General features: G+C 74.9%; 11 protein-coding genes. 5 read left to right on the top strand and 6 right to left on the bottom strand.

The genetic code is table 11. The annotated features are described in order from the left end of the window. Positions 1–3,606: a S8 family peptidase gene (locus JZ5iCDA_RS04530; RefSeq protein ID WP_069386067.1), complete on the top strand. Its 3,606-nt coding sequence runs from the start codon at positions 1–3 to the stop codon at positions 3,604–3,606. A gap of 96 nt (positions 3,607–3,702) precedes the next feature. Next, the gene (locus JZ5iCDA_RS04535) at positions 3,703–4,929 is read left to right on the top strand and encodes an alpha/beta hydrolase family protein (RefSeq protein WP_069386068.1); all 1,227 of its coding nucleotides are present in this window, start codon (positions 3,703–3,705) and stop codon (positions 4,927–4,929) included. A gap of 43 nt (positions 4,930–4,972) precedes the next feature. Here the strand turns inward: JZ5iCDA_RS04535 and JZ5iCDA_RS04540 are convergent, their stop codons facing one another. Genes JZ5iCDA_RS04540 through JZ5iCDA_RS18290 form a run of 4 tightly spaced genes read right to left on the bottom strand, consistent with a single transcriptional unit; the run spans position 4,973 to position 8,641 of the window. Continuing rightward, complete coding sequence (locus tag JZ5iCDA_RS04540) at positions 4,973–6,391, bottom strand: alkaline phosphatase family protein (protein WP_069386069.1); 1,419 nt, start codon at positions 6,389–6,391, stop codon at positions 4,973–4,975. Then, positions 6,388–7,566, bottom strand: a complete 1,179-nt coding sequence (eboE, locus tag JZ5iCDA_RS04545; protein WP_216093402.1) for a metabolite traffic protein EboE — start codon at positions 7,564–7,566, stop codon at positions 6,388–6,390. Before eboE ends, JZ5iCDA_RS04540 begins: the two co-directional genes overlap by 4 nt. Positions 7,567–7,619: 53 nt before the next feature. After that, complete coding sequence (locus tag JZ5iCDA_RS04550; protein WP_069386070.1) at positions 7,620–8,498, bottom strand: TatD family hydrolase; 879 nt, start codon at positions 8,496–8,498, stop codon at positions 7,620–7,622. Continuing rightward, positions 8,498–8,641, bottom strand: a complete 144-nt coding sequence (locus JZ5iCDA_RS18290; protein WP_216093403.1) for a hypothetical protein — start codon at positions 8,639–8,641, stop codon at positions 8,498–8,500. The genes JZ5iCDA_RS04550 and JZ5iCDA_RS18290 overlap by 1 nt, the downstream gene beginning before the upstream one ends. 141 nt (positions 8,642–8,782) lie before the next feature. Here JZ5iCDA_RS18290 and JZ5iCDA_RS18740 point away from each other — a divergent pair, with 141 nt between their 5' ends. Then, positions 8,783–9,130: a hypothetical protein gene (locus JZ5iCDA_RS18740; protein WP_069386071.1), complete on the top strand. Its 348-nt coding sequence runs from the start codon at positions 8,783–8,785 to the stop codon at positions 9,128–9,130. A 121-nt stretch (positions 9,131–9,251) separates the two neighbouring features. On the opposite strand, the gene JZ5iCDA_RS04560 is transcribed toward JZ5iCDA_RS18740, so the two are convergent. Beyond that, positions 9,252–11,288 carry a M13 family metallopeptidase gene (locus tag JZ5iCDA_RS04560; RefSeq protein WP_069386072.1) on the bottom strand — a complete coding sequence of 679 codons (2,037 nt, stop codon included), beginning with the start codon at positions 11,286–11,288 and terminating at the stop codon, positions 9,252–9,254. Positions 11,289–11,348: 60 nt separating this feature from the next. On the opposite strand from JZ5iCDA_RS04560, the gene JZ5iCDA_RS04565 reads away from it, so the two are divergent. Further along, positions 11,349–11,810, top strand: a complete 462-nt coding sequence (locus JZ5iCDA_RS04565; protein ID WP_069386073.1) for a ribose-5-phosphate isomerase — start codon at positions 11,349–11,351, stop codon at positions 11,808–11,810. 1 nt (position 11,811) lies between these two features. After that, on the top strand, positions 11,812–12,840 hold the full coding sequence (locus JZ5iCDA_RS04570; RefSeq protein WP_069386074.1) for an Fpg/Nei family DNA glycosylase: 1,029 nt from the start codon (positions 11,812–11,814) through the stop codon (positions 12,838–12,840). 29 nt (positions 12,841–12,869) lie between these two features. On the opposite strand, the gene JZ5iCDA_RS04575 is transcribed toward JZ5iCDA_RS04570, so the two are convergent. Continuing rightward, on the bottom strand, positions 12,870–13,640 hold a 771-nt coding region (locus JZ5iCDA_RS04575), incomplete at its 5' end, for a sterol carrier protein domain-containing protein (protein WP_171905296.1).

A 13,640-nucleotide genomic window follows, 5' to 3' on the forward strand; every position in this document is an offset into this window, starting at 1 on the left:
GTGACCCTGACGGCAGCGGCCGCGGGGATCGCGGTCGCCGCCGCGGGCGCGCTGCCCGCCGCCGCAGCACCGCAGCCGGGCGACCCCGCCGGCACGAGCGTCCGCGACGACGCGGCGCTCGAGCCGCTCGACAAGGTCGCCCCGTCGCTCGCCTCCGCCGCGGGCACCGTCACGGCCTTCGTCGAGCTCGACGCGCCGTCGGGCGTCGACCTCGCCGCGCAGGGCGCCAGCCCGCAGGAGGTCGAGGACAACGCGGCCGACGTCGCGACGCTCGCGGACGACGTCGTCCCCGAGCAGGCGACGGCGCGCAGCGCGGGGGCCCGCAGCCCGCAGCAGGTGTCCGTGACCAGCACGCTCGTGCCGGGTGTCGTCGTCACCGGCGACGCCGACCGCGTGCGCGACCTCGCGCGCCAGGACGAGGTCGTCAAGGTCTACCGCATCATCCCGAAGAAGCCCGCGAACAAGGGCACGGACGCGTTCACGCGGGCCGTGGAGACGTGGCAGAGCACCGGCCTCACCGGCGAGGGCGTGCGCGTCGGCGTCATCGACACGGGCATCGACTACACGCACGCCGCCTTCGGCGGCCCGGGGACGCAGGAGGCGTACGACGAGGCCTACGGCGAGCGCGGCGCCGGCCCGGTCCCCGAGGGCACGTACGACGAGCTCAAGTACCTCGGCGGCCACGACTTCGCGGGCTACGACTACGACGCGTCCGGCACCGTCGAGGGCACGACCCTCGTCCCGTCGCCCGACGAGAACCCCATCGACTCGCTCGACACGATCGGCTCCGGCCACGGGTCGCACGTCGCCGGCACCGTCGCCGGCTACGGCGTCACGGCCGACGGCGAGACGTTCCGCGGCGACTACTCGACGCTGACCGACATCTCCGACTGGAAGGTCGGACCCGGCTCCGCCCCGGAGGCGGGCCTGTACTCGCTCAAGGTGTTCGGCGACCTCGGCGGCTCGACCGGCGTCGTCGTCGACGCGCTCGAGTGGGCGGCCGACCCGAACCAGGACGGCGACCTCTCCGACCGCCTCGACATCGTCAACCTCTCCCTCGGCTCGGACGGCAGCCCGGCCGACGACCCGGAGAACCTGTTCATCGACCAGCTCTCGCGCCTAGGCACGCTGTCGGTCATCGCGTCCGGCAACGCGGGCGACGTGACGGACGTCGGCGGCTCGCCGGGCAACGCCCGCACCGCCCTGACGGTGGCGAACTCGGTCGGCGACACGCAGACGTTCGACGCCGTCGAGGTCACCGCGCCCGCGGAGCTCGCGGGCACCTACGCCGCGCAGAACTCCGTCGACTACGCGGGCGGCGAGGACGTGACCGCCGAGGTCGCGTTCGTCGCGGGCGACTTCGACGGCTGCGAGGCGTTCACGCCCGAGCAGTCGGCGGCGGTCAGCGGCAAGATCGCGTTCCTGTGGTGGGACGACGACGACGCCACGCGCGCGTGCGGCAGCGCCGCGCGGTTCAACAACGCCGAGGCCGCGGGCGCGGTGGGCGTCCTGCTGTCCTCGGAGCTGCAGTCGTTCGTCGCCGGGATCGCGGGCAACGCGGGCATCCCCGGCGCGCAGCTCACGGGCCCGAGCCACGACGCCCTGCGCCCGGCGATCGAGGCCGGCGGCGTCACGATGACGATCGGCCCGTCGTACGCCCTCTCCGAGTTCGTGCAGATCCCCGAGATCGGCGACACGCTCAACTCCGGCTCCTCGCGCGGCGTGCACGGCTCGCTCGGCGTGGTGAAGCCCGACGTGGCGGCGCCCGGCACGGGCATCGCGTCCGCGGCCTCGGGCCGTCTCGACGCCGCCGGGATCAAGTCCGGCACGTCGATGGCGACGCCGCACGTCGCGGGTATCGCCGCGCTGGTCAAGCAGGCGCAGCCGGGCTGGGGCCCGCAGGAGGTCAAGGCGTCGGTGATGAACACCGCGACGCACGACGTGTTCACCGGGCCGTCCGGCTCCGGGACCGCATACGGCCCCGAGCGCGTCGGGTCCGGGCGCGTGGACGCGCTGCAGGCCGTGGAGAACACGACCCTCGCGTACGCGTCGCAGGACTCCGACGGCGTCTCGCTCGGGTTCGGCGTCGTCGACGTCGGTGCCGACACCGTGACGCTGCGCGACACCGTGACCGTGCGCAACACCGGCGACGCGCCCGTGACGTACGCGACCGGCTTCACGCAGTCGAGCACCGCGGGCGGCGCGACGGTCTCCGTGGCGCCCGCCGAGGTCACCGTCCCGGCCGGGCAGCAGACGGTCGTCACGGTCACCCTGACCGCCGACCCGGAGACGCTCGCCAAGGAGCTCGACCCGACGTCGTCGCCCGACTCGGGCGTCGGGGTCCCGCGCGACTTCGCGTCGTCGCTCAGCGGCCGGGTGGTGCTCACGCCGACCGACGGCGGCTCCGAGCTCCGCGTCCCGGTGCAGGCGTCGCCGCGACTGGTCAGCGACCTCACGGCGAAGCCGGTCGCGTTCGCGGCCGAGGCCACCACGGCCGAGCTCGACCTCGACGGCCGCGGCGTCGACACGGGCGGCTGGCTCTCGCTGCTCGCGCCGTTCGAGCTGAAGACCACGAGCCCGCGGCTCGAGGCGGACGCCTCCGACGGCACGTCGGCGTCGGCGATCGCGTCGGCGGACGTGCGCGCGGTCGGCTTCTCCTCGACGGCGCCGCAGGTGGCGGCCGCGGGCGGCGACCCCGCCGACGGCACGATCGGCATCGGCGTCGCGGTCGACGGGCCGTGGGCGAGCCTCGGCTCGGTCGCGATGCCCGCGGTCGAGGTGGACGTCGACTCCGACGGGTCGTCGGACTTCGAGGTCGCGGTGATGAAGTACGACGCCGAGACCGACCTGACCCTCGCGGCGACGTTCACCCTCAAGGACTGGACGGCGCCCGACGGCACCGAGTACGAGGCCGGTGACAACGTCGACCTCCAGCCGGTGAACTCCCTGTGGGGCGACGTCGACACCTCGGTGTTCGACAACAACGTCGTCGTCATCCCGGTGGGCATCGGCTCGCTCGGGATCGACGAGGGCACGGAGCCGACGTTCCAGGTGCGGACGTACTCGCCGTACTCGTCGGCCGCCGACCAGCTCGTCGACGTGACGGAGACGTTCACGGGCGACCCGTTCGACCCGGCGTACTGGTTCGAGGGCGCGGACCAGCTGCTCTACGTCGGCGCGGACGACGCCCCCGTGACGGTGCACCGGTCGGAGGCCGTCGCGCAGGAGGGCAGCGGGACGCTCCTGCTGCTCCACCTGCACAACGCGACGCCGGCGAAGCGCTGGCAGACCGTGGACGTCACGACGTCCGACGCGGCCGTCGACGTGACCGTCACCGCCCAGTCCCGCTGCCTCGCCGGCAAGGCGTACGTCGCGGTCCGGGTGCTCAACGAGTCCGGCGCGCGGGCCGACGTCGCGGTGTCGACGGCGTACGGCGACCGGACCTTCAACCACGTCAAGGACGGCAAGAACGCCTACCACGCGTTCGCCGTCCGGGCGGAGACCGTCGAGGCCGGGACCGTGACGGTCGAGGCCACGGCCGAGATCGACGGCGCGGACGTCACCACGACGTACCGGGCCGACCACGAGGCGCTCAGCTGCTCGTGAGCTGACGCCTCGCACGACGGACCGAGGGCCGTCACCCTCCGGGGTGGCGGCCCTCGGCCGTCCCTGTCGGAGCACGACCACGAGAAGGGGCACGACATGGCACGTCACGACCCGTTCACGGCCGGCTTCGCCGGCGAGCACGACCTCGACTACGAGATCCGCACCGTCCTGGGCGCCGCGTACAGCGGCGCCTCCGACGTCGGCGAGGTCCTCGCCGCCGTCTCCGGCCTCAAGGGCTCCGACCACGAGGCGCGGTTCGCGGCGTGGGACGCGCTCGGCGACCGCCTCGCCGCGCAGGCGGACGCCTCCGCCGCGGCCGGGCACGCGGCGAGCGCGGCCGCCGCGTCGCTGCGCGCGTCCACGTACTACGCCGTCGCGGTCGACGCGGTGGCGGCGCTCGAGTCCGACGACCAGCTCGTGCCCACGTTCCGCAAGCACCGCGCGGCGTGGGACCGGTGGGTCGACTCCGCGGGGCTCGACGTCGAGCGCCTCGCGATCCCCTACGAGGGCACGACGCTGCCGGGCTACCTGTTCCGCTCCTCCGGCGCAGGGCCGCGCCCGACGCTCGTCGCGGTCAACGGCTCCGACGGGTCGTTGCCGGCGCTGTGGAGCGCGTGCGTGCACGGCGCGCTCGCGCGCGGCTACCACGCGCTCGTGTTCGACGGCCCGGGCCAGCAGTCGATGCTCTTCGAGCACGGCGTGCCGTTCCGCCCGGACTTCGAGGCCGTGCTCACGCCGGTGCTCGACGCGGTCCTGGAGCGCCCCGACGTCGACGCCGACCGCGTGGCGGTCTACGGCATCAGCCAGGCGGGGTACTGGGTCACGCGGGCGCTCGCGTTCGAGCACCGGCCGGCGGCCGCCATCGTGGACCCGGGCGTCGTCGACGTCGCGGCCTCGTGGGAGAAGGAGATCCCGGCGAGCCTGCTCAGGCTCCTCGACAAGGGCGACGACCACGCGTTCGACCGGGACATGGGCGTCGGCATGCGCCTGTCGAGGGCGACCGCCCGCACGTGGCGGTTCCGCGCCCGGCCGTACGGCACGGACGGCTACGCCGCGACCCTGCGCGAGGTCCGGAGGTACGACGCGAGCGACGTCGCCGCCCGGATCTCCACGCCGCTGCTGATCACCGACCCCGAGGACGAGCAGTTCTGGCCCGGCCAGTCGGAGCGCCTCGCCGCGCTCGCCCCCGACGTCGCCGCGCTCGTCCGGTTCACCGCTGCCGAGGGCGCGAACCAGCACTGCCAGCCCCTCGCGCGCGCCCTCACCGAGGAGCGCCTGTTCGACTGGCTCGACGAGCGCCTGGCGCTCACGCCGGCCGGCTGACGGCGTCGAGGCGTCCGGTCGGACCCGCCGGGCTCGGCGCGCGTCAGACGCGCGCGCCGAGCCCCTGCAGCTCCAGCACGAGGCCCTTGACCGCCGCGGCGGGCACCTGGCCGCCGTCGGCCTCGACGAGCGCGGCGACCGACGCCGGGACGTCCGCGTCCGAGCACAGCACGAGCGGCGTGTCCGCGGACGAGTCGGGCAGGCGCCCGTGGCTGCCGCTCACGTACGACGCGTCGAGCGGGACGGTGCTCATCGCGTAGCGCAGGCCGAGCTTCTTCTTCACGAGGTTCATCCCGGCCTTGGCCTTGGCGAGCGGGTCCGCCGGGTCGAAGAACAGCTCGGCCGGGTCGTAGCCGGGCTTGCGGTGGATGTCGACGCCGCGCGCGTACTCGGGCGCCCGCGCGTCGTCGAGCCAGAAGTAGTACGTGAACCACGCACCGGGCTCCGCGACGACGACGAGCTCGCCGGACCGCTCGTGGTCGAGCCCGTACCGGGCCTGGGCCTCGCGGTCGAGCACCTCGTCGACCCCGGGCACCGACCGCAGCAGGTCGGCGACGCGCCGCTGCAGCGCGGTGTCCTGCGGGTCGCCGAGGTACACGTGCGCGACCTGGTGGTCCGCGACGGCGAACGCGCGCGACGTCCACGGGTCGAGCTGCTCCTTGCCGTCCTGGACGTACACCTCGAGCAGGCCCTCGCGCCGCAGGATGCGGTTGAGGTGGACGGGGCGGTCGACGTCGGCGATGCCGTACTCGGAGACGACGAGCACCGTGACGCCCTGGTTCGCGCAGTCGTCGAGCAGCGGGGCGAGCGTCGCGTCGAGCTCGGCGGCCGCGGCGTCCGCACGCGGGTCGTTCGGGCCGAACCGCTGCAGGTCGTAGTCGAGGTGCGGGACGTACGCCATCGTGAGGTCGGGCGCGTGCGTGCGCATGACGTGCCGGGTCGCGTCGACGATCCAGCGCGACGACGCGATGGCCGCCGTCGGACCCCAGTACGTGAACAGCGGGAACTCGCCGAACCGCTCGACCAGGTCGTCGTGCAGGGCCGGGGGCCGCACGTACGCGTCGGGCGACTTGCGGCCGTCGGCGTGGTAGATCGGGCGCGGCGTGACGGTGACGTCGGTCGTCATGCCCATCGCGTACCACCAGCACACGTTCGCGGCGCTGTAGCCCGGGCGGGCGCCGCGCGCGGCCTCCCACACCTTCTCCCCCGCGACGAGCCGGTTGTGCTGGCGCCACAGGTAGACGTCGCCGAGGCCGCGGAAGTACCAGCCGTTGCCGACGATGCCGTGCTCGGCCGGGCTCAGGCCCGTGAGCATCGTGGACTGCACGGAGCACGTCACGGCGGGCAGCACGGTGCGCAGCTCGGACTGCCAGCCGCCGGCGGCGAGCTGGCGCAGGCGCGGCATGTGCGCGAGCGCGGTCGAGGTGAGCCCGACGACGTCGAGCAGCAGCACGGGCTTCATGCGGTCCTCCTGAGGGTCGGTGCGCCGTCGGGCAGCAGGCGGGCGGTCGCCCAGCGGAGCTCGGCCGCGATGCCGGCGACGAGCGAGTCGGTGGCGGCCCCCTCGGGGAGCACGGACCACGTGTACGTCTCGACGTCGAGGTGCGCGTCCGCGCCGTGCGGTGCCGCGTCCACGGCCGCGACCGCCGCGCGCAGGACGTCCGTCGTCGCCGCGAGCGGCGCCTGCGGCTCGTGGTGCAGCGGCACGTGGAAGTGGACCCGCCACGGGCCCGCCGCGGGCAGGCCGCCGCCGAGCGCGTCCGGCAGGTCGTCGGCGGCGAGCACGGCGCCGTCCGCGGCCTGCTCGCGCACCTGGTGGATGTAGCGCTTCTCCGAGAACTGCCCGACGGCGTCGCGCGCCGCCGGGTCGGACGGGTCCGCGACGTGCAGCGCGGCCGACGCCTGCACCTTGACCACGCGCAGCCCCGCGTCCGTGATGCGCCGCACGGCGCCGGCCGGGTCGGCGAACGACACCGCGAGGTGGCACGTGTCGAGGCACACGCCCACGTGCTCGGGGTCGATGCGCCGGTCCTCCGGGAGGTCGTCCTCCGTGCGTGCGGCGAGCCACGCCACGACGTCCTCGACCGTGTCGAGCACGCAGCCCGGCTCGGGCTCGACCGCGACGCGCACGACGCGGCCCGTGCGCTCCGCGAGCGCGCGCAGACCCGCGGAGAGCTCCGCGAACGCGCGCGTCGCCGCCACGTCGTCGTCCTCCGTCCACGGCTCGCGCCAGCCCAGAGGGAGCGTCGAGATCGATCCGGCGGTGCCGTCGGAGCCCTCGGGCAGCAGGTCGGCGAGGACCTCCGCGCACTCGAGCGTGTAGGCGAGCCGCTCCGGGTCCGCCCACGTCGGCGTGTAGACGTCGAGCTTGACAACCTCCTCGTGGAAGCCGCCGTAGGGGAACGCGTTGAGCGTGTGGACCTGGAGCCGGTGCTCCGCGAGCGCCGCGCGCAGGCGGTCGCGGTCGGCGGCCGACCCCGCGAGGCGGTGCGCGAGCGCGGCGGGCAGCCACAGCCCGACGCCGAGCACGTCGAGGCCCGCGGCCTCGCGCACGGGCCCGGCGTAGCGCGCGAGCTGGTCGAGCACGCCGTCGAGGTCCTCGGCGGGGTGGACGTTGGTGCAGTAGGACAGCAGCACGGTGGGGGCTCCGATGCTCGTCAGGACGGGACGGGACGGGACGCGGTTCCGGGTCAGGCGCGGACGCCGCGCAGGACGGACGAGCCCTCGAACTCGACGCCCGGCGTCGGCAGGTCGCCCTCGACGAAGCCCGGCACCGGGTCGAGCACGAGGTTGCCCGACTGCCCGTAGAACGCGACGGGGTTGCGCCACAGGACCTGGTCGACGTCGTCCTCGGAGAACCCGGCGGCGAGCATCGCCTTCCCGGTCTTGAGCGTCTTGAGCGGGTCGGAGCGGCCCCAGTCGGCGGCGGAGTTGACGATCATCCGCTCGGTGCCGTGCTCCTGGAGGATCGCGACCATGCGGTCCTCGTCCATCTTCGTGTCGGGGTAGATCGAGAACCCGGCCCACGCCCCGGCCTCGAGCACGAGCGCGACGTTCGTCTCGTTGAGGTGGTCGACGAGCACGTGCTCGGACGGGACGCCCGACTCGCGCACGACGTCGAGCGTGCGCCGCGTGCCGGCGAGCTTGTCGCGGTGGGGCGTGTGGACGAGCACCGGCAGCTCGGCGTCGCGCGCCATCTGCAGCTGGCGGGCGAAGACCTCGTCCTCCTCGGGCGTCATCGAGTCGTAGCCCACCTCGCCGACCGCGACGACGCCGTCCTTGAGCAGGTAGCGCGGGATCTCGTCGAGCACCTCGCGGCAGCGCGCGTCGTTCGCCTCCTTGGGGTTGAGGGCGATGGTCGCGTGGTGGCGGATGCCGAACTGCGCCGCCCGGAACCGCTCCCAGCCGAGGAGGGAGTCGAAGTAGTCGAGGAACGAGCCGACGTTGGTGCGCGGCTGCCCGAGCCAGAACGCGGGCTCGACGAGCGCGCGCACGCCCGCGGCGTACAGGGCCTCGTAGTCGTCCGTCGTGCGGCTCGTCATGTGGATGTGGGGGTCGAAGATGCGCATCAGGCGCTCCTTCCGGTGCTGGTCGGCGAGGGGGCGTCCGCCGCTGCGGTCGGACCGGTCGCGACGTCGGGGGCCAGGCGGGCGACGTCGTCGGGGACCACGCGTCCGGCGGCGCGGCGCTCGGCGGCGAAGTCGCGCGCCATGCGCGCGAGCTCGTCGTCGGCGCGGTCGTCTTCGGGGTCTCGCTCCTGGGCGGCGACGAGGGCCGGGATCCGGCGGGGAGCGTCGCCGGGCCGTCCGCCGACGCGACGCAGGGCACCGCTCCCGAGAAGCCGACGCCCACCGTGACCGAGACGTTCGCGTCGGAGACGCGGAACATCACGTGCGAGATGACGGACGTCGGCGTCACGTGCTCGATCGCCGAGCTCGCGACGCAGCCGGCCCCGGTCGCCGGGTGCGAGGGCGCGGTCGGGTACCAGGTGGTGCTCGACGCCGACGGCGTCCGCCAGCCGTGCGTGCCGACGTCCGAGCAGCCGCAGCCGGCCGCTGCCGACGTGCCGGTGCTGCCCTACGGGGAGTCGCGCACCGTCGGCGGCTTCACGTGCGACAGCGCCAACACGGGCATGACGTGCCGCGACGACGCCACGGGCAAGGGGTTCACGGTCGCGAAGGCGGGCATCCGCTCGCTCTGACGCCGCCCGGCGCGGAGCCGGGGCCCCGGTCCGACGACGCGGTCCGAGCACGCGGGGCGGTGCCGTCGGCACCGCCCCGCGTCCCGCTCAGCCCCGCGTCCCGCTCAGCCCCGCGTCCCGCTCACCAGATGCGCACGCGCTCCGCGGGCGCCAGGTACAGCGCGTCGCCGGGCTGCACGTCGTACGCCTCGTAGAACTCGTCGACGTTGCGGACGACGCCGTTGCAGCGGAACTCGTTCGGGGCGTGCGGGTCGGTCGCGATGCGCCGCACGACCTCCTCGTCGCGGCCCTTGGCCTGCCACACCTGGGCCCAGCCGAGGAAGACGCGCTCGATGCCCGTGAGCCCGTCGACCACCGGCGCCTCGGCGAGCGGCCGGCCGAGCGCGATCCGGTACGCCTTGAGCGCGATCGACAGCCCGCCGAGGTCGCCGATGTTCTCGCCGATCGTCAGCGCGCCGTTGACGTGCGGGCCGTCCTCGCCGAGCTGGGCGGGGCGGTACGCCTCGTACTGGGCGACGAGCGCCTTGGTCCGCTTCTCGAACTCCTGCCGGTCGGTGGGCGTCCACCAGTCCTCGAGGCGGCCGGCGCCGTCGTACTTCGAGCCCTGGTCGTCGAAGCCGTGGCCGATCTCGTGCCCGATGACCGCGCCGATGCCCCCGTAGTTGACGGCGTCGTCCGCGTCGGGGTCGAAGAACGGGGGCTGCAGGATCGCCGCGGGGAAGACGATCTCGTTCATGCCCGGGTTGTAGTAGGCGTTGACCGTCTGCGGGGTCATGAACCACTCGTCGCGGTCGAGCGGCTTGCCGATCTTGCCCAGCTCGCGATCCTGCTCGAACGCGTGGGCGCGGCGCACGTTGCCCACGAGGTCGTCGGGCTCGACGACGAGCGCCGAGTAGTCGCGCCACCGCACGGGGTAGCCGATCTTCGGCGTGAACGCCTCGAGCTTGGCGAGCGCGCGCTCCTTCGTCTCCTCCGTCATCCAGTCGAGCGAGCGGATCGACTCGTCGTACGCGGCGACGAGGTTCGCGACGAGCTGCTCCATGCGCTCCTTGTGCGCCGGCGGGAAGTGGCGCGCGACGTACTCGCGCCCGACGGCCTCGCCGAGGGCGCCCTCGACGACGGACACGGCGCGCTTCCACCGCTCGCGCACCTCCTGGGCGCCCGAGAGCGTGCGGCCGTAGAAGTCGAAGTTCGCCTCGACGAGCTCGTCGGTGAGGTACGGCGCCCGGGCGGTCACCAGGTGGTAGACCATCCACAGCTTCCAGTCCTCGAGCGGCTCCGACTGCCAGAGCGCGGCGAAGCCCGCGGCGTAGCCGGGCTCGCGGACGACGACGTCGTCGAGCGACCCCTCGGGCGCGCCGAGCGCGAGCGCCCACGCACGCCAGTCGAAGCCCGGCGCCTCCTCGGCGAGCGCCGCGAGCGTGCGGGGGTTGTAGGTGAGGTCGGCGTCGCGGTCGCGCACGACGTCCCAGTGCTCGGCGGCGAGCTTCGTCTCCAGGGCGACGACCCGCTCGGCCGCCTCCTCGGGGGAGACGCCCCAGGCCTCGGGCGTGATGCCCGCGAGCCCGAGCATGCGGGCCACGTGCGGCGTGTACCGCTCGCGCACGGGGGCGTACTGCTCCTCCCGGTAGTACGCCTCGTCGGGCAGGCCGAGGCCCGCCTGGTGCAGGTAGGCGACGTAGCGCTCGGGGTCCTTCGCGTCGTTGTCGACCCAGAAGCCGACGGCGGCCACGCCACCGGTGCGCTGCAGCGCACCGAGCGCGCCGGTGAGCTCCGCCTGCGAGGACGCGTCGCGCACGAGCGCGAGGTCGGGCTGCAGCGGCGTCGTGCCGAGCGCCTCGATGCGGTCGGTGTCCATGAAGCTCGCGTACAGCGCACCGACCTTCGCGGCGTCGGCACCGACGTCGGCGGAACCCGACGCGACCGCGCTCCCGAGGTCCGTGATGATCTCCCGGACGTCGAGCTCCGCCTGGTCGTGCAGCGCACGGAACGCACCGTCCATGGCGCGGTCCGCGGGGATCTCGTGCGTCGCGAGCCAGCGGCCGTTGACGTGCCGGTACAGGTCGTCCTGAGGCCGCGTGGCCGGGTCGAGCGCGGACAGGTCGATGCCGGAGCGCCGGGCGCCCTCGGCCGTGGACGTCGGGGAGGTCTGAGTCATGCGTCTCAGGCTACGACCTCGCCCCGGCCGCAGGTCGCCCTCCTGCGGCATGATGTGCCCATGCGCGTTCACATCGCCTCCGACCACGCCGGCTACGAGCTCAAGACCCACCTCGTCGAGCACCTGCAGGCCGCGGGTCACGACGTCGTCGACCACGGCGCCCACGAGTACGACGCGCTCGACGACTACCCCGCGTTCTGCTTCGCCGCGGGCGAGGCCGTCGTCGCCGAGCCGGGATCCCTCGGCGTCGTCATCGGCGGGTCGGGCAACGGCGAGCAGATCGCCGCGAACAAGGTCGTCGGGGTCCGCGCCGCGCTCGCCTGGAACCTCGAGACCGCGCGCCTGGGCCGCCAGCACAACGACGCGAACGTCGTCGCGGTGGGCGCGCGCCAGCACTCCGTGGACGAGGCGGTCGAGCTCGTGGACGCCTTCCTCGCCGAGCCGTTCAGCGGCGACGCGCGCCACCAGCGCCGCATCGACCAGCTCGCCGCGTACGAGCGCTCGCGCGGCGCCTCCGCCTGACGTGCCGGAGGGGCACACCGTCCACCGGCTCGCGCGCGCCCTCGGCGAGCTGTTCACGGGGGAGGCGCTCGCGGTGAGCAGCCCGCAGGGCCGGTTCGCGGCGGGCGCCGCGATGCTCGACGGCCGCGTCGTCGTCGCGAGCGAGGCGTGGGGCAAGCAGCTCTTCCTCGGGTTCGCGGCGGACGCCGCGACCGGGCGCGAGGAGGTGCGCTGGCTGCGCGTCCACCTCGGCCTCTACGGCGCCTGGACGTTCGCGGGCGACGGGAGCACCGCCGTCGTGCACGCGATCGGCGCGCCGCGCCGCCGCATCGGCGAGCGCGAGACCGTGCCGGCCGCCGGGCCGGGGGAGCCGCCCGCCTCCGCACAGCGCGACGACGCGTGGTCGCCGCCGGCCCCGCGCGGCGCCGTGCGCGTGCGCCTCCTCGGCGAGCACGCCGTCGCGGACCTCACGGGACCGACCGCCTGCGAGGTGGTCACCGCCGAGGAGAAGGCCGCGGTCGAGGCCCGGCTCGGGCCGGACCCGATCCGGGACGCCGGACCGGGCGAGCCGGACCCGCGCGAGGTGTTCGTCGAGCGCGTGCGCCGGTCCCGCAGCCCGGTGGGGCTGCTGCTCATGAACCAGGACGTCGTCGCCGGCGTCGGCAACATCTACCGTGCCGAGTCGCTGTTCCGCGCGCGCCTCGACCCGCTGCGCCCGGGCCGCGACGTGCCGGCCGAGGTCCTGCGCGATCTGTGGGACGACCTCGTCGTCCTCATGCACGACGGGGTCCGCACGGGCGCGATCGTCACGACGCGGCCCGAGGACCGCGACGCGGGCGGTGCCCCCTCGCCCGACGTCGCGGCGGACCCGGGACGCCGGCGAGCGCGCGTGCGCCAGAACGCCGACGGCGCGCCGGGCGCCGTCCCGGCCGACGAGGCGTTCTACGTCTACCACCGCGACGGGCTGCCGTGCCGCGTGTGCGGGACGCCGGTCCTCCACCAGGAGCTGGCCGGGCGCAACCTCTACCGGTGCGGGGTGTGCCAGGCCTGACGGCGCCGCCGTCAGGCCCGGCGCGTGCGTCAGAACACCCAGCTGCACACCGGCGCGACGGGCCACGAGAACGCGGCGCTCGCAGCCGCGAGCGTGCCCGGCGCGTGCTCGGTGACGAACCCGGCCGCGGCGAGCGACGCGAGCGTGGTGCCGCCCAGGTAGGCCGCGCCGAGGTCGCGCACGTCGAGCGACAGGTCGGCCGGCTCGTCGGTGCCGGTCGCCCGCGCCTCGCCGAACGCGTCGGCGCGCACGCGCCAGCGCCCCTCGTTGCCGGGCAGCCGCGCGTCGCGCACGTGCAGGACGACGTCGACGTCCGCCGCGTACCGCCGCGCGGCGAGGGCCGCGGGGACGTCGACGAGGCGCACCCACAGGTTGTCCGCGAGCCGCGGCGACGCGGGGCGGGGGTCGACGAGCAGGTGGGTGAGCACGTCGTCCACGGGGATCATGAACGGCGTGACCTCGTGCGACAGGTCGAGGTCGGTGAGCACGCCCCACAGGGCGCGTGCCGCGGCGGCGTCGAGCGCCACGACCTCGCCCGCCGACACGGTGCCGCGGGGGCCCTCGGGCTCCCACGCGAGGCTGCGGCGGAACCGGGCGTAGCCGCGCGGCTCGCCGTCGAGCTCGACGATCGCGATGCGCATCGCCTCGCGCCCCTTGCGGAACGCCGCGGGGTCGCTCCACCAGGCGGCCTGCAGCGCGTCGGTCTCGCGCGCCGCCCAGCCAGGGCGGTTGACGACGGTGCCCGCGCCGCGGCCCGTCGGATCGGCGCCCGCGCGCTCGTGCAGCGCGGCGACGCGCTC

Source organism: Cellulosimicrobium cellulans, from assembly GCF_001722485.1.
Classification (GTDB): domain Bacteria; phylum Actinomycetota; class Actinomycetes; order Actinomycetales; family Cellulomonadaceae; genus Cellulosimicrobium; species Cellulosimicrobium cellulans_A.